The following is a 15,876-nucleotide window of genomic DNA, read 5'->3' on the forward strand; positions in this document are numbered from 1 at the left end:
CGTCGCCATTTGAGGCTGTTGGATGGGGTGAAGGCGGTGTGTCCGGGGAACGTTTCCTGTAGTTGGCGCATAATCGCGTTACGTACAGGGTCGGGCACGCGGCTACCATGCGGAGCAGGCAGGAACGCCGAAACCTGCCGGATCCCCGCTGTGAGGAGAGCGACGACATGTTCGAGAGGTTCACCGACCGGGCGCGGCGGGTTGTTGTCCTGGCGCAAGAAGAAGCCAGGATGCTCAATCACAACTACATTGGCACGGAGCACATCCTCCTCGGTCTCATCCATGAGGGCGAGGGTGTTGCGGCCAAGGCGCTCGAGTCGCTTGGGATAAGCCTAGAGGCGGTGCGGCAGCAGGTCGAGGAGATCATCGGCCAGGGCCAGCAGGCGCCGTCCGGGCACATTCCATTTACCCCGCGTGCCAAGAAGGTGCTTGAGCTTTCGCTGCGTGAGGCGCTGCAGCTCGGTCACAACTACATCGGAACCGAGCACATCCTGCTTGGCTTGATCCGTGAGGGCGACGGTGTTGCCGCTCAGGTCCTTGTCAAGCTTGGCGCGGACCTGAACAGGGTCCGCCAGCAGGTCATCCAGCTGCTCCACGGATACCAGGGCAAGGAGCCGACATCGGCCGCCGCCGGCAGCACCGAGGCGGCGCCGTCCACCTCGCTCGTGCTCGACCAGTTCGGCCGCAACCTGACCCAGGGCGCGCGTGAGGGCAAGCTCGACCCGGTGATCGGCCGGGAGAAGGAAATCGAGCGGGTCATGCAGGTGCTGTCCCGCCGCACCAAGAACAACCCGGTCCTCGTCGGCGCCCCCGGTGTCGGCAAGACCGCGGTGGTCGAGGGGCTCGCGCAGAAGATTGTCAAGGGCGAGGTCCCTGAGACGATCAAGGACAAGCAGCTGTACACCCTCGACCTGGGCGCGCTCGTCGCCGGTTCCCGCTACCGCGGTGACTTCGAGGAGCGGCTGAAGAAGGTGCTCAAGGAGATTCGCACTCGCGGCGACATCATCCTGTTCATCGACGAGATCCACACCCTGGTCGGTGCGGGCGCGGCCGAGGGCGCGATCGACGCGGCGTCCATACTCAAGCCCATGCTCGCCCGTGGTGAGCTGCAGACCATCGGCGCGACCACGCTCGATGAGTACCGCAAGTATCTCGAGAAGGACGCCGCCCTCGAGCGCCGCTTCCAGCCGATCCAGGTCGCGGAGCCGACCATCGCGCACACCATCGAGATCCTCAAGGGCCTGCGCGACCGGTACGAGGCGCACCACCGGGTGTCCATCACCGACGGCGCCCTGGTGGCATCGGCGCAGCTCGCGGACCGCTACATCAGCGACCGCTTCCTGCCGGACAAGGCGATCGACCTGATCGACGAGGCCGGGTCGCGGATGCGGATCCGCCGCATGACGGCTCCGCCGGACCTGCGGGAGTACGACGAGAAGATCGCCCAGGTCCGCAAGGAGAAGGAGTCGGCCATCGACTCCCAGGACTTCGAGAAGGCGGCCGCGCTCCGGGACACGGAGAAGCAGCTGCTTGCCAAGAAGGCCACCAGGGAGAAGGAATGGAAGGCCGGCGACATGGATGTCGTCGCCGAGGTCAACGAGGAGCTCATCGCTGAGGTTCTCGCGACCGCGACAGGCATTCCCGTCTTCAAGCTCACCGAGGAGGAGTCGCAGCGGCTGCTCCGCATGGAGGACGAGCTGCACAAGCGGGTCATCGGGCAGAACGACGCCATCAAGGCGCTGTCGCAGGCCATCAGGCGTACCCGCGCCGGCCTGAAGGACCCGAAGCGGCCCGGCGGGTCGTTCATCTTCGCCGGCCCGTCAGGCGTCGGCAAGACCGAGCTGTCGAAGACGCTCGCGGAGTTCCTGTTCGGCGACGAGGACTCGCTGATCATGCTCGACATGTCCGAGTACATGGAGAAGCACACGGTCTCCCGGCTGTTCGGCTCCCCGCCCGGCTATGTCGGCTACGAGGAGGGCGGCCAGCTCACCGAGAAGGTCCGCCGCAAGCCGTTCTCCGTGGTCCTGTTCGACGAGATCGAGAAGGCCCACCCGGACATCTTCAACTCGCTGCTGCAGATCCTTGAGGACGGGCGCCTCACCGACGCGCAGGGCCGCATGGTGGACTTCAAGAACACCGTGATCATCATGACCACGAACCTGGGGACGAAGGACATCTCCAAGGGCGTGTCGGTGGGCTTCGCCCGGGCCGGCGAGAGCCGCGGGTCCTACGATCGGATGAAGACGAAGGTCGGCGAGGAGCTCAAGCAGCACTTCCGGCCCGAGTTCCTCAACCGCGTCGACGACATCATCGTGTTCCACCAGCTGGATCAGAGCGAGATCTTCGAGATCGTCGACCTGATGATGGCCAAGCTCGACGACCGGCTCAAGGACCGCGACATGGGCATCGAGCTCCAGCCTGCGGCGAAGAAGCTGCTGTCCGAGCGCGGGTACGACCCGGTGCTCGGCGCGCGGCCGCTGCGCCGGACCATCCAGCGGGAGATCGAGGACATGCTGTCGGAGAAGATCCTGTTCGGTGAGCTCCGGCCGGGGACGATCGTGACGGTCGACACCGAAGGCACCGGCGAGGAGGCGAAGTTCACCTTCAGCAGCCGGCCCAAGCCCGACTCGGTGCCCGACGCGGCGGCGCTGGTCGCCGCCACGGCGAGCGAGCCGGTGAGCGGGACCAACCCGACCAGCTCGTCGTCGGGCGACGGCCCGGGTACCGCCCAGGCAGTCGGCTAACGGCTCAGTCCGCAAACGCGAAGCGGGCCGGGGACATCACGTCCCCGGCCCGCTTTCGCGTTCCGCTGTCCCGCGCCGAGGTCGGGTGCGGCGGGCGGGCCCGACGGATTCAAGCCCGGCGGATTCAGGCGGGCAGGGCGAAGCGGCCATCGGGCAGCGGGTCGACGAGGCCGTCCGCCACCAGGCCGTCGAGGGCCCTGGCGCGCTGTACCGCGTCCGGCCACACGGCGTCCAGGCGGGCCTGCGTGACCGGCTCCCGTGAGTCTCGCAGCACCGCGAGCAGGCGGCCGCGGCACTGCCTGTCAGTGCCCTCGTAAGACTGCGCCGCCGGGCGCACGGGAGCCGCGGGCCGGCCCGCGGCGAGCCAGGCGCAGGCCGCGGTCACCGGGCACTCCTCGCAGCGCGGCGCCGCCGCGGTACAAGTCAGCGCGCCCAGTTCCATGACGGCGACCGACCAGCGCGCCGCCACCGCCTCGTCCTGCGGCAGCAGCGATTCCGCTAGCCGGTACTCGGCGGCAGACGGCTGGGCGCCCGGGAACTCGCGTCCGGTCTCCACCCGGGCCAGGACCCTGCGGACGTTCGTGTCGAGGACCGCGTGCCTGCCGCCGAAGACGAAGACGGCTACCGCGGCGGCCGTGTACGCGCCGATGCCGGGCAGCGCGAGCAGCTGCTCCCGCGTCGTCGGAAGCTCGCCCGCGTACTTCTTCGTCACGATCGTGGCCGTCTCGTGCAGCCGCAGCGCACGCCGGGGATAGCCGAGCCGGCCCCACTGGCGGACAGCCTCGCCTGGCGCGTCGGCGGCCAGTGCCGCTGGCGTGGGCCAGCGGGCGAGCCAAGCCTGATAGGCGGGCAGTACCCGGCTGACTGGTGTCTGCTGCAGCATGATCTCGCTGACCAGCACCGCCCACGGCGACACGCCGGGCGCCCGCCACGGAAGATCGCGCGCGTGCTGCGCGTACCAGCCGAGCACCCGGTCGGCGTAAGGCGAGGACATGAGGAAATTATCGCCGTTCCTGCGGACCGATCGCAAAGGACGCGATCGTATCGGGTCCGCAGGAACGGCCTGTCTCCGGGGGGTCGTCCCCCCGTACCCCCCGGCTGGCTAGCGCGCGATCGCAAAAGGCGCCATCGTATCGCGCGCTAGCCAGCCGCATTTCTCCCGGGGGGACGACCCCCCGTACCCCCCGATGTCCGCCTGGCGGCGGACGGCGGAGCGCGCGAGGGGCCGGCGCGTCCTACCGAGGGCTAGGCGTGAGGGATCGCATACTTAGTGGATGTGGATGGATGCGGAGCGTGATGATGAGGGGTTTGGCAAGGACAGCGACGCATCGGATGAGGGCGCCTGGGACCTGACGGATTACGGGGCTTACTGGCGGCGCAGGTTCTTGATTCTCTGCGCCGGGGTGGTCGCGCTCGGGGTATGCGCCTGGCTGCTTCCCGGAGCTCGCCAGGCCCACAGCACCTCGGCCACGGCGCCGGAGTCCATGGCGGCCGCCGCCACCCGTCAGTCGCTGCCTCCGGCCGCGTACGGGCCGGCGTGGTCGAGTCCCACGCCGTCTCCTTCGCCGAGCCCCTCGCCGGCGGATTCGGCGAAGCTCGCGACTGCCACTTCCACCGCGGACGGCAACGCGGGTGCCGCCTGCGCGCCCGCCGACATCGTGCTCAGCCTGTTCACCGGCCAGGCGAGCTATGACCAGAAGGCGCGGCCGCGATTCAACGTCTACGCCGTGTCAACCGCCGCGCCCGGCTGCACGCTGACCTACGGTTCCGGCGCGGTGCAGGTGATCGTCACCAGTCAGGGTCACGTGGTGTGGAACTCGGCCGCATGCGACCCGCCTGCTGCCAAGCCGGTGCGGTTCACGCTCGGCGTGCCACAGCTGCTGACCGTGACCTGGAATCGCAAGGCAGCGAGGCCGGCGGGCTGCGCGGGCTCCCTGCCAGCCGGCTTCACCGGCACCCTGCGGGCCGTTGCCCAGAGCCATGGCCAGTCCAGCCCGGTCCGCACCTTCAAGATCGCCAAGCAACGTGCCTAGCCGCGGAAGGCCGCCTTGAGCGCCTCTCGCACGTCTTCCACCTCGATGATCTCCACCGCGGACCCGGAGGAGGAGCCGCCGGTAGAACCGGCGGGCACAATCGCCTGGCGGAAACCCATCCGCTCGGCCTCCGCCACCCGACGGGGCACGCCCGCGACGTTGCGCACCTCTCCGGCGAGGCCCACCTCACCGACCACGATCATCCCCTGGGGGAGGGACAGGTTGGCCACTGAGCTCGCGATGGCGAGTGCCACGGCCAGGTCGACCGACGGCTCGGTGAGCCTTACGCCGCCAACGGTCGCCGCATAGATGTCCGACTTCCCGACCTTGACATCGGCACGGCGCTGCAGCACCGCGAGCACCATGCCGATCCGTGACGCGTCGAGTCCCGAGGTCACCCGGCGCGGCACCTCGAGCACCGAGTGGCCCACAAGGGCCTGCACCTCGGCGAGCAGCGGCCGCCGCCCCTCCAGGGTGACGGTGACGCAGGTACCTGGCACCGGCTCACGGTGCCTGGACAGGAACAGGCCGCTCGGATCGGCCAGGCCGATCAGGCCGTACTCGCCGAGGTCGAAGCAGCCGACCTCGTCGGTCGGGCCGTAGCGGTTCTTCATCGCGCGGACCATCCGCAGCCGCGAGTGCCTGTCGCCCTCGAAGTGCAGCACCACGTCGACCAGATGCTCAAGGGTGCGCGGGCCCGCGACCGAGCCGTCCTTGGTGACATGACCGACCAGGATGGTCGCCATGGCCTTGTCCTTGGCCACCGCGGTCAGCGCGGCCGCCACCTCGCGAACCTGGGTCACGCCGCCCGGCACGCCGTCGACGTCGCCCGCGGCGATGGTCTGCACCGAGTCGATGATCAGCAGCCTCGGCTGGACCGCCGACACATGGGTGATGATCGCGTCGAGGTCCGTCTCCGCCGCCAGATAGAGGTTCTCGTGCACGGCGCCGATCCGGTCCGCGCGCAGCCGCACCTGGGCGGCGGACTCCTCTCCGGTGATGTAGAGCACCGGACCCGACGCGGCGACAAGCGCACCCGCCTCCAGCAGCAGTGTCGACTTGCCCACGCCGGGCTCGCCCGCGATGAGCAGCACCGCGCCGGGAACGAGTCCGCCGCCGAGGACCCGGTCAAGCTCGTCGAGGCCGGTCGGCCGCGCGGCGGCGTGCGCCGCGTCGACCTGGCCTATCGGCGTCGCCGCGGTGGAAACCGGGCCGCCGCCGAGCCGTGCGCCGCCTCCCGCGCCCGCGTAGCCCGCGGCCCTGATCCCGGCCCGGACAAGGCGGGGCACCGCCGTCTCCTCGACGGTGCCCCATGCCTGGCATTCGCCGCACCGGCCGACCCACTTCGCCGCCTGCCAGCCGCACTCGGAGCACCGGAAGGCCGCCGTCGACTTTGCCATGACCGCACCATATCGGCGGGCACCGACATTCGGATTGCGGAATAAGCTGGGTCTACGACTGCCGCACGGAGGAGGGACGAAGGCGTTGCCAGGACTGCCAGCGATTCCCGTCGTGCTTTCCACCTCGTCCGTCTATCCGGAGCGGACCACCGACGCGTTCGCCGCCGCCGCGCGGCTCGGCTATGACGGGCTCGAGGTGATGGTCTACACGGACCCGGTGAGCCAGTCGGGGGACGCCCTGGCCAGGCTCGTCGACTATCACCAGGTACCAGTGCTCGCGGTGCACGCGCCCGGCCTGCTGCTCACCCAGCTCGTGTGGGGCCGCGAGCCGTGGGCGAAGCTGGTCCGCGCCAAGGAGCTCGCCGAGCGGCTTGGCGCGAAGACCATCGTGGTGCATCCGCCCTTTCGCTGGCAGCGGGAGTACACCCGCGGCTTCGAGGAGGGCATCAGGCGAATGGCGGAAGAGACCGACGTCACCTTCGCGGTGGAGAACATGTTCCCGATCCGTGCCGGTGCCACCGAGGTCTCCGGCTACGCGCCGCACTGGGATCCGATCAGGCTCGACGTGCCCAACGTGACCCTCGACCTGTCGCACACCGCCGCGAGCGCGTCCGACGCCATCGAGATGGCCAACGACCTCGGCGCCAGGCTCTCCCACATCCACCTGGCGGACGGCACCGGCGTGTCAAGCGGCCCGGTTCCCGACGAGCACCTGGTCCCAGGGCGCGGAAAGCAGCCGTGTGCCGAGCTGCTGCGCGGCGTCGCCGCCACCGGCTACCGCGGCATGGTCGTCGCCGAGGTGAACACGCGGCGCGCCGCGACTGCCGAGGACAGGCTCGCCGACCTCGCGGAGACGCTTTCCTTCGCGCGGACGCACCTTTCGTCGGTCCCCGTCATCTGACCGCCGGGCGCGTGTAGTGCTTGCAGTGGGTTTGCAATTGCAAGCAGCCGAGCTAGCATGAAAGTTATGGCGAACATGAACAGCATCGGTGACTACATCAGGCAGCAGCGCGAGCAGGCGAAGATCTCGCTGCGCCAGCTCGCCGACCAGGCGGGTGTCTCCAACCCCTACCTGAGCCAGATCGAGCGCGGGCTGCGCAAGCCGAGTGCCGAGATCCTGCAGCAGATCGCCAAGGGGCTGCGCATCTCCGCCGAGGCCCTCTACGTGCAGGCGGGCATTCTCGAGGACCGCCCGGGCGACTCTGGTGTCCGTTCGGCCCTGCTCACCGACCCGCAGCTCACCGAGCGGCAGAAGCAGGTCCTTATCGAGATCTACGAGTCATTCCGCAGGGAGAGCCGCGATTCGCACTCCGCCGAGGTCGTCGCGGTGGTCAGGGACACACCCGCGCCGGAGGAGACGTCCGCTCCAGCCGATAACGCCTGGTCGGCGAGCACTTCCGAGCCTGCCGGCGGCCAGCCTGCCGACGGCGAGCCCGCGTGACAGCGGGGGGAGGTAACTTAGTTCCGTGGAGTCAGTTCTGGGCAGCGGGGTATACGGCCCGCTCAACTATTTCTTCGTGGCGCTCGCGATGGCGGCATTCGTCGTCGAGGCATGGGCGTTCATCGACGCGATCATCAGGCCCAAGTCGGCGTTCGCGGCGGCGGCGACCATGGCCGATAACGCGGCGGGCCGGCTGACCAAGCCGATCTGGCTGATCATCCTGGGTGTGGCGTTCGTGATTGGGCTGTACTCGGCCGCCTACGGCGGTGCCGTCGGCTTCCTGTCGGTCCTCGCGTTCGTCGCCGCGGCGGTCTACCTGGCCGGAGTCCGGCCTAAGGTCCGCGAGTACAGCAAGCGCGGCAATCGTTCCTCGGCTGGACCGTACGGCCCCTGGTAACCGGGCTACGGGATTACCAGCAGCAGCAGGGGCGTAGCTACCAGGACGGCGGCGGCCAGCACGACAGTGGCCTGGGCGGCGCGCGGAAGCGGCGGCGGCGGTGCGAGCAGCCGGTTGACCCTGGCGGTCAGTTCGCCCTCGGCGGCGGCCAGGGCTCCCGGCGGGGCGCCGTCGCTTCCCGCCGTACCGAAGCGGAGCAGTGCGGTGGCGAGTTCCCGTGCCAGCAGGCCGCGGACGCGCAGGGCGCGATCGTCGGCCATCATCTCGACGAGCAGCGCGACCGTCCGATAGGACTCTGCGATCACCCGGGACTTCGGCAGCGCGCGCCGCAGTGACGTGAACGGGATCAGCACCAGGTCATGCCTGGCCCGCAGGTGGGCGCGCTCGTGCGCGAGTACCGCGGTCAGTTCGGCCGGTGCGAGCAGGTCAAGGGTGCCGACGCTCACCACGATCTGCGAGCGGATGCCCGGCAGGCAGTACGCGGCTGCCGCCGGATAGTCGATCACCAGCGCGCCTGGCACCTTGGGATCGCCGTGCGCAAGCAGGGCCAGGAGTTCCCGCTGCCGCCGTCGGGCGGCCACAGCGTCGGCGAATGCCATCACCAGAACGCCGCACAGCGCGGTGAGCAGGGCGAATCCGGCGACTAGGGCAGTGAGCCTGATGCAGGTGAGAGCGAGCGGCTGACCGGGTGCGACAAGCTGACCGTAGGCGAGCCGCCTGGCGAGCGAGGCCAGGCCGCCGGCGACTCCCTGTCGTGTGGGCTGGCCGCTCGCGCCGATCGCGAGGAGTGCGCCGACCGCGGCGAGGCCGCCGGCTAGGCCGAGGGCCTGCCACAGCAAAATCGCGGCCGCCGGAGACCTGCGCGGCCAGCGCGCGCGCAGCATGCCGCGCGCGCATCGCACGCTTCCCACGGCGACCGCGGCCAGAAGTACCGCGTCGGCCAGTGCCCCCATAATCCGACTCCGCTGTCTCCCTCGGTCTCGCTCCCCTGGCGCTCCCGCTCCAGGCCCGACAGTGCGTCACGGAGGACCTCCGCCTCCGCTCCGGACACGCTCTGCGCGAACCGGGCGAGCGCGGCGTCCCTGTCCCCGGTCTGTGCGAGCGCGGTCAGCATCAGCTCGGCCACATAGGCCTCGCGGGTCGCAGCGGGGCGGTACCGCCAGGCGCGGCCGTCCCGTTCCCTGCGCGCGAAGCCCTTCTTCGCCAGCCGGTCAAGCACCGTCATGACTGTGGTGTGAGCCAGGCTCTGGTTGAGCCCGTTGCTGACTTGTCTTACCGTAAGCGATGTATCGGTCCGCCAGAGAACTTCCATGATGGCACGCTCAAGGTCGCCAAGCCTATTCACACCATAAGAGTACCGGCGACGCGGTTTCCGTGACCAGTCCGGTGGCCTCAGCGGCAAGGGGCGACTTCGCGATCTGCACGCAGCCCACGATGATGCAGGCAAGCGCGACGATCTGAGGGACCAGCCACCAGCCGACGCGCAGCTGCTCGCTGAAGAGAGTCACGCCGTAGCTGATGCTGATCAGCGCGTCGCCGACGGTGAGCATCGGCTGCGAGGCCACCAGGCTGCCCGCCTGGAGCGCGTTCTGCAGCAGGAACAGCGACCCGACGCCCGCCACGGCGACCGCGTAGATGTGCCAGCTCGTGAAAAACTCCACCGCCCCCTGGTCGAGGTCGGACATCGCGTTCTTCATCAGCGCGGCGGTCAGCGCGTAACCGCAGGCGGCGGCCAGGCCGAGCAGGGCGGCGCGCAGCTCGCCCCGCACGCTGGTGGCGGCGCCGATCAGCACGGCCTCGAAGGCGGCCGTGACGATGAGCGCGATCATCCAGCTCGTGTCTTGTGCGGAATCGACGGCGCCGCTCGGCTGGGCGATGGCGAGCCCGGCGCCGAGCGCGATCGTCACCGTGCCGATAGCGGCCCACGGCAATCGCCGCAGCGCACTGCGGTTGTGATACGCGAGGGCGGCGAGCACGAGCGTGAGCGGCAGCTCGATGATGAAGATCGGCTGCACGAGGGCGATTGGCCCCGTGGCGAGCGCCGCCGCCTGGGCCACCGCGGCGACGACGACCATGCCGATGCCGGCCAGCCAGACGCGGCGCCTGATCAGGTCGGCGATCAGCGACACATGCATGGATCGTTCGGGCGGTACCTGGGCCGCCGCCTTGCGCTGAAGTACCGCGGCACAGGCGTTGCTGCCCGCGGTGAGCAGCGCGAAGAAGACGCACAGCAGCGTGTGCACGCCAATGGTGTGCAGGTGCACGTTAAGTGCGGCCTCGTCCATCGTTGTCACGCCGGATTCTTCTTCTCATCGCTCACGTCTGCCTGGCCATCGGCGTTGATGGCATCAGACGCGGAACGGGGATCGAGTTCCCGGGAGACAAGGGACGCGAAGGGCCGCAGGTTTGCGAGACTCTCACCCCTTTTCTCCCGCCAGGCCCATTCTCGCATGATGGCGGACGCGAAACCGATGCGAAGCGCCTCATTGAACGTCTCGTCGGAATAGGTGAGCACGCAGCCGAGCAGCGTATCGATCTCGGTCTCAGTCGCCGCGGCAAGCGGCAGGCGTCCGGTCAGGTAGACATCGCCGGTCCTGTCGAGTGCGAAGTGCACCCCGTACATCCGGGCGTTGCGCTCGAGCAGGAACCGGTAGAAGCCCGCGTGGTTCTCGTCGGGCTGGCGGCAGAAGAACGCCTCGACCTGCAGGCTGTGCTGCCCGGCGATGAGCCAGGTCATGGTGGCGAGCTTGTGCTGACCTTCCAGACGGACGAGGAAGGCGGCCGGCTCTGGACGCTCGTAGGACAGGCCAAGCGCGTCAAGGGCTGCCTGGACGGCGGCACAGGCGGAAGCTTCGTCGGCCGTCACGGGGGTTACGCCCCGACTCGCGCGGCTACCTCATCCATGGCACCGGTATACACCCTGACTAGCCCGTCCACCGTCGCGGACCAGCCGAAGGCGGACGCGTGCCTGAGCGCGCCCGCCGAGAGCTCATGAAGCCGCTGCGGTGCCCCGAGCAGGCGTCGCAGGATGCGGGCCCAGTCCCCGGGATCGTGGCCGTCGACAAGCACGCCCGAGTCACCGTCCCTGACCACGGTGCGCAGCCCGCCGACGCTCGCCGCCACCACGGGGGTTCCGCAGGCCTGCGCCTCGAGCGCGACGAGACCGAATGACTCCGAGTGCGAGGGGGCGAGCATGATCGTCGCCGCGCGATACCAGTCGGCCAGTTCGGCCTGCGGGCACGGCGGCTCGAAGCGGACGATGTCCGCGATCCCCAGGTGCGCCGCTAGCTCGCGCATCCGGTCGGGATCGGCGCGTTCCTGGCGGCCGCTCGGACCGCCGACGAGCACGACCTGGAGGGTCCTCCTGAGCCCTGGATCCGCCTCGAGCAGCCGTGCCGCCGTCCTGAGCACCACGTCTGGTCCCTTGAGCGGCTGCACCCGGCCAACGAAAAGCAGCACCGCCGCATCCGCGGCGATGCCGAGCCTGCGGCGTGCCTCGGCCCTGCCATGGGGGCCGCCAGGGGTAAATACGCTCAGGTCCGCGCCCGGATTGACGGTCTGCACCTTGGCCGGGTCGGCGCCGTACAGGCGCGTCAGCTGGCGCGCCTCCTCGGCCGTGTTTGCGATCAGCCGGTCCGCCGCCGCCACCACCTCGAGCTCGCCGCGGATCCGCTCGTCGGGCTCCGCGGCGTCGCCATTGGCAAGCGCGGCGTTCTTCACCATGCCCAGGGTGTGCATGGACTGCACGAGCGGGACGCCCCAGCGTTCCTTGACCGCGGCACCCACCTTGCCTGACAGCCAGTAATGCGCGTGCACCAGGTCGTACCGGCCGGGCTCCGACGCGGCTTCCGCGCGCAGCACCTCGAGGGTGAACTGGCACACCTGGCCGGGCAGCTCCTGCTTGTCCAGCTCTTCGAACGGGCCAGCCGGGACGCTGCGGACAAGGACGCCAGGGGAGATTTCCGCGAGCAGCGGCGTGTCCCGGCAGACGGCGCGGGTGAAGATCTCTACCTCGGTGCCGCGAGCGGCCAGCCGCTTGGCGACTTGCACCACGTAAACGTTCATGCCGCCGGCGTCGCCCGTGCCCGGCTGGTCGAGTGGGGAGGTGTGGACGCTGAGCGTGGCGACCCGTTGCGGAAGGCCATTCGGCAGGCTGGACACAGATGTAACCAACCGCGCCGGGGTTGTTCGTGTTCCCGCGCTGCCGGCCGGTACTGGCGGACACGCTATGGGCAGCGGGAGAGCGCCCATTAGGCTGGCCCACATGGGAACCCTCGTGCTGCTGCGTCATGGTGAAAGTGAATGGAACTCTAAGGGACTGTTTACCGGCTGGGTAGACGTCGGGCTCGCGGAGAAGGGCCACCAGGAGGCGGCGGCAGCCGGCCGGATGCTGCTCGAGGCCGGGTTGCAGCCCGACATCGTGCACACCTCGGTGCTCACTCGAGCGATCTCGACGGCGAACGGCGCACTCGAGGCGGCCGGGCTTAGCTGGCTGCCCGTCAGCCGCTCGTGGCGGCTGAACGAGCGCCACTACGGCGCGCTCCAGGGCAAGGACAAGGCGCAGACGCGCGAGGAATTCGGCGACGAGCAGTTCATGATGTGGCGCAGGTCATATGACGTGCCGCCGCCGCCGCTTGCCGATGACGACCCGCTTTCCCAGGTAGGCGACCCGCGGTACGCGACGCTGCCGCCCGAGCTCATGCCGCGCACCGAGTGCCTTGCCGATGTCGTGGTGCGGATGCTGCCCTACTGGTACGACGCCATCGTTCCCGACCTCGCGTCGGGCAGGACCGTGCTCGTGGTCGCGCACGGCAACTCGCTGCGCGCCCTGGTCAAGCACCTGGACGGGATCAGCGACGCGGCGATCGCCGAGCTGAACATCCCGACCGGCATACCGCTGCTCTACGAACTCGACGACGCCTTCGCGCCCCGGGTGCCCGGCGGCAGGTACCTCGACCCGGAGGCGGCCAAGGCCGCCGCAGAGGCCGTAAAGAACCAGGGCCGCTGAAATCGGAGAGAAGGTAAATGGACCGCGCCAGGAAGGTAGCCGGAAATTGTCGGCAAGGTGAACATCGCGAAAAGAGTGAAATTTCCGACAACCTGCCGATTGTGGACGCCCCGGAAGGTCCGCATACCATCAGATACGTGAGTATGGACTGGTCACACCCGTGCGCGCCACCGCCGCGAGGTAAATCCCCGCAGGCAAGGTACGTGGTATGGCGATAAGGACCCGCGCGGGGAACGGAGTGCGGCAGCCCAGGAGCGCTCGGCTCAGGGCCGCGCAGCAGCCGGCGAAGCTGCCTCCAGGTATCGCGTCAGTCCTTTCCGTACTCTCATCATCCGCCGTTGTCGTCGACAGCGAAGACCGGGTGCTCCGGGCAAGCGCCGCGGCCCGCGCGTTCGGCATCGTCAAGGGTGACCGGCTCATGGTGAGTGAGCTCGCGGCGCTTGCCAGGCAGGTGCGCAGGGACGGGGAGATCCGCGAGGCCGAGTTCGAGGTGCCTGTGCCCCGTTTCGGCGGGCGGACAACTACCTTCGCGGTCCGGGTGGCTCCGCTGTCCGGGACCGTCGGCGGCGGCGGGCTCGTCCTGGTGCTCGCCGAGGACCAGACCGACAGGCACCGGGTGGAAGAGGTCCGCAGGGACTTCGTCGCCAACGTGAGCCACGAGCTCAAGACTCCGGTGGGGGCGCTCGCCCTGCTCGCGGAGACGATCGAGGACGCGGCCGACGACGCCGAGGCAGTGCGCAGGTTCGCCGGCCGGATGCGGCAGGAGGCAGCGCGGCTGACCTTCCTGGTGCAGGACCTGATCACGCTGTCCAGGATTCAGGCCGCCGAGCCGGTGCCCGACCCGGTGCCTGTTCCCATCGACGCGGTGGTCGCCGAGGCACTCGACCGGTGCCGGATGAAGGCGAACGCCCGCGGCATCACCCTCGCCTCGATCGGCGTGCGCGGACTGAGCGTCCTCGGCGAGGAAGACCTGCTGGTGACCGCGGTCAGGAACCTGCTCGAGAACGCCGTCGTGTACAGCCCGGAACGCACACGGGTCGTCGTGTGCGTGAAGAAGCCGGGTGACGGCGGTGTCGAGATCAGCGTGACGGACCAGGGCATCGGCATACCCGAACGTGACCTGGAACGGATCTTCGAGCGGTTCTACCGCGTCGACCCGGCCCGCTCGCGGGCCACCGGCGGCACTGGCCTCGGGCTCGCCATCGTGAAGCACGTGACGGTCGCCCATGGCGGCCGCGTCACCGTGCGGAGCGTGGAGGGCGCGGGCTCTACCTTCACCCTGTGGCTACCACTGCGGAGCGACAATGACGGCTCTAGCGCCGACCGGACGCGCGCATAATCCCTTCCGCGCCCGATCCCGCCCATCCGCCCTACCCCTCAGGAGGGGAGTTCAGTGACACGCGTGCTCGTGGTCGAGGACGAGGAATCGTTCAGCGACGCGATCTCTTACATGCTCCGCAAGGAGGGCTTCGAGGTCGCTGTCTGCGCGACGGGCCCGGACGCGCTCGAAACTTTCGACCGGACCGGTGCCGACCTGGTGCTCCTTGACCTGATGCTGCCCGGCCTGCCGGGCAGCGAGGTATGCCGCTCGCTGCGCGAGCGGTCAAGCGTGCCCGTGATCATGCTGACCGCCAAGGACAGCGAGATCGACAAGGTGGTCGGCCTCGAACTCGGCGCCGACGACTACGTCACCAAGCCGTTCTCCTCCAGGGAACTCGTGGCCCGGATGCGGGCCGTGCTCAGGCGGCGCGGCGACGTCGAGGAAGTCGCGGACGCCACGCTCGAGGCGGGGCCGGTGCGCATGGACGTGGAACGCCACGTGGTCAGCGTCCGCGGTGACCAGGTTCAGCTACCGCTGAAGGAGTTCGAGCTCCTCCAGGTGCTGTTGCGCAACGCGGACCGGGTGCTGACCCGGATGCAGCTCATCGACCGGGTGTGGGGCGCCGACTACGTGGGCGACACGAAGACGCTCGACGTGCACATCAAGCGGCTGCGCGCCAAGATCGAGACCGACCCGGCCAAGCCGCGGCACATCGTGACCGTGCGCGGGCTGGGCTACAAGTTCGAATCGGCGGGCTGAGGCCAGCCAGGACCGTCAAACGCCGCGGCCCCCGCACCAGGTCAGCCTGGTGCGGGGGCCGCGGCGTTTGCTGCTGTGCCCGTCAGGTGCCGGTCGGCGACGGGGTGGCCGACACCGACGCAGCCGGCGTGGAGGGCGCCGTGCTCGGCGCCTGCGAGTAGGTCTCGAAGTAGAAGGACTGGGCCATCACCGGAACCACGAGCCGCACCTGGCCCGCGCGCTGGAACTGCAGGAACAGCGTGACGTTGGAGCCGCCGGTGAGCGTCGTCTTCAGGTTGTTGAGCACGATTTCCGGCTGCGGCCCGGTGAGGTTGACCGGCGTGGCGCCCGCGGGGAGCGCGACAGAGCCGCCGGGCAGCGAGACGCTCGCGGCCGTGCCGGGCGCCGTGACGCTCTCTAGCGTGTCCGACCGGCTTCCGCCGTTGTACAGCGAGAGGAACAGGCCGGCCGACGAGCCGGGCGGCAGCGATGACGCCATCGTGGGCGTGCTCGGCCCGCCGAGTACGAACACGTTGGTGATCTGGATTCCGTTCTGGACGGTGTGCGCTCCCGAGGACGCGGAGTGGAACTGCAGTGTCGGGGCGTCGCTGCCGGCTTCGCAGCCGGCGACGGCCGGAATCAGCAAGGCCAGGACGCCGCCACAGAAAAGCAGGCGGCCGGCTGCGGTCTTCCGTGAGCTTGCGCGGATCACGGCGGATGCCTCCTCGTTCAGTGGTGCGGGAGGTGATCTCACTCCCGGTACGGCCACGTGGCCTCGCGGTCCACTACAGGCG

The 15,876-nt window shown here is 69.4% G+C and carries 16 protein-coding genes; 8 read left to right on the plus strand and 8 right to left on the minus strand.

Annotated features, from left to right (window positions below):
• Positions 1-167: 167 nt before the first annotated feature.
• Positions 168-2,744: an ATP-dependent Clp protease ATP-binding subunit gene (locus EAS64_RS39465; protein ID WP_246116093.1), complete on the plus strand. Its 2,577-nt coding sequence runs from the start codon at positions 168-170 to the stop codon at positions 2,742-2,744.
• Positions 2,745-2,868: 124 nt separating this feature from the next.
• On the opposite strand, the gene EAS64_RS39470 is transcribed toward EAS64_RS39465, so the two are convergent.
• Positions 2,869-3,738: an HhH-GPD family protein gene (locus EAS64_RS39470; RefSeq protein ID WP_145861748.1), complete on the minus strand. Its 870-nt coding sequence runs from the start codon at positions 3,736-3,738 to the stop codon at positions 2,869-2,871.
• Positions 3,739-4,018: 280 nt separating this feature from the next.
• Here EAS64_RS39470 and EAS64_RS39475 point away from each other — a divergent pair, with 280 nt between their 5' ends.
• Positions 4,019-4,777, plus strand: coding sequence for a hypothetical protein (locus EAS64_RS39475; protein WP_145861750.1), 759 nt, complete (start codon positions 4,019-4,021; stop codon positions 4,775-4,777).
• On the opposite strand, the gene radA is transcribed toward EAS64_RS39475, so the two are convergent.
• Positions 4,774-6,177, minus strand: coding sequence for a DNA repair protein RadA (radA, locus tag EAS64_RS39480; protein WP_145861752.1), 1,404 nt, complete (start codon positions 6,175-6,177; stop codon positions 4,774-4,776). The two genes, EAS64_RS39475 and radA, sit on opposite strands and share 4 nt — an antisense overlap.
• Positions 6,178-6,262: 85 nt before the next feature.
• Here radA and EAS64_RS39485 point away from each other — a divergent pair, with 85 nt between their 5' ends.
• The 3 genes from EAS64_RS39485 to EAS64_RS39495 all read left to right on the plus strand — a co-directional run bounded on the left by EAS64_RS39485 (position 6,263) and on the right by EAS64_RS39495 (position 8,015).
• Positions 6,263-7,078 (plus strand): sugar phosphate isomerase/epimerase family protein, encoded by an 816-nt coding sequence (locus EAS64_RS39485; protein ID WP_246116094.1) that lies wholly within the window; start codon positions 6,263-6,265, stop codon positions 7,076-7,078.
• A gap of 66 nt (positions 7,079-7,144) precedes the next feature.
• Positions 7,145-7,618: a helix-turn-helix domain-containing protein gene (locus tag EAS64_RS39490; protein ID WP_145861756.1), complete on the plus strand. Its 474-nt coding sequence runs from the start codon at positions 7,145-7,147 to the stop codon at positions 7,616-7,618.
• A gap of 25 nt (positions 7,619-7,643) precedes the next feature.
• On the plus strand, positions 7,644-8,015 hold the full coding sequence (locus EAS64_RS39495; protein WP_246116095.1) for a DUF2516 family protein: 372 nt from the start codon (positions 7,644-7,646) through the stop codon (positions 8,013-8,015).
• A 5-nt stretch (positions 8,016-8,020) separates the two neighbouring features.
• On the opposite strand, the gene EAS64_RS39500 is transcribed toward EAS64_RS39495, so the two are convergent.
• The 5 genes from EAS64_RS39500 to mshA are packed head-to-tail and all read right to left on the minus strand — an operon-like array spanning position 8,021 to position 12,176.
• Positions 8,021-8,854, minus strand: a complete 834-nt coding sequence (locus EAS64_RS39500) for a M56 family metallopeptidase (protein ID WP_342782115.1) — start codon at positions 8,852-8,854, stop codon at positions 8,021-8,023.
• Complete coding sequence (locus EAS64_RS47010; protein ID WP_439333641.1) at positions 8,830-9,327, minus strand: BlaI/MecI/CopY family transcriptional regulator; 498 nt, start codon at positions 9,325-9,327, stop codon at positions 8,830-8,832. The genes EAS64_RS39500 and EAS64_RS47010 overlap by 25 nt, the downstream gene beginning before the upstream one ends.
• Positions 9,328-9,352: 25 nt before the next feature.
• Positions 9,353-10,300 carry a DMT family transporter gene (locus EAS64_RS39510; protein ID WP_246116106.1) on the minus strand — a complete coding sequence of 316 codons (948 nt, stop codon included), beginning with the start codon at positions 10,298-10,300 and terminating at the stop codon, positions 9,353-9,355.
• Between the two features lie 5 nt (positions 10,301-10,305).
• Complete coding sequence (locus EAS64_RS39515) at positions 10,306-10,881, minus strand: type III secretion system chaperone family protein (RefSeq protein WP_145861759.1); 576 nt, start codon at positions 10,879-10,881, stop codon at positions 10,306-10,308.
• 5 nt (positions 10,882-10,886) lie between these two features.
• Entirely contained in the window at positions 10,887-12,176 is a 1,290-nt protein-coding gene (gene mshA, locus EAS64_RS39520) for a D-inositol-3-phosphate glycosyltransferase (RefSeq protein ID WP_246116096.1), read from the minus strand.
• Between the two features lie 103 nt (positions 12,177-12,279).
• Between mshA and EAS64_RS39525 the strand changes: the two genes are divergently transcribed.
• From EAS64_RS39525 to EAS64_RS39535, 3 genes are all read left to right on the plus strand, one after another.
• Positions 12,280-13,023, plus strand: coding sequence for a phosphoglyceromutase (locus EAS64_RS39525; RefSeq protein ID WP_145861762.1), 744 nt, complete (start codon positions 12,280-12,282; stop codon positions 13,021-13,023).
• A 208-nt stretch (positions 13,024-13,231) separates the two neighbouring features.
• Positions 13,232-14,362, plus strand: coding sequence for a sensor histidine kinase (locus tag EAS64_RS39530; RefSeq protein ID WP_145861764.1), 1,131 nt, complete (start codon positions 13,232-13,234; stop codon positions 14,360-14,362).
• 54 nt (positions 14,363-14,416) lie between these two features.
• Positions 14,417-15,103 carry a response regulator gene (locus EAS64_RS39535; RefSeq protein ID WP_145861766.1) on the plus strand — a complete coding sequence of 229 codons (687 nt, stop codon included), beginning with the start codon at positions 14,417-14,419 and terminating at the stop codon, positions 15,101-15,103.
• Positions 15,104-15,185: 82 nt separating this feature from the next.
• On the opposite strand, the gene EAS64_RS39540 is transcribed toward EAS64_RS39535, so the two are convergent.
• Positions 15,186-15,794, minus strand: coding sequence for a copper chaperone PCu(A)C domain-containing protein (locus EAS64_RS39540; RefSeq protein WP_145861768.1), 609 nt, complete (start codon positions 15,792-15,794; stop codon positions 15,186-15,188).
• Positions 15,795-15,876: the final 82 nt, after the last annotated feature.

The sequence above is a fragment of the Trebonia kvetii genome (assembly GCF_007827045.1).
Taxonomy (GTDB): Bacteria; Actinomycetota; Actinomycetes; order Streptosporangiales; family Streptosporangiaceae; genus Trebonia; species Trebonia kvetii.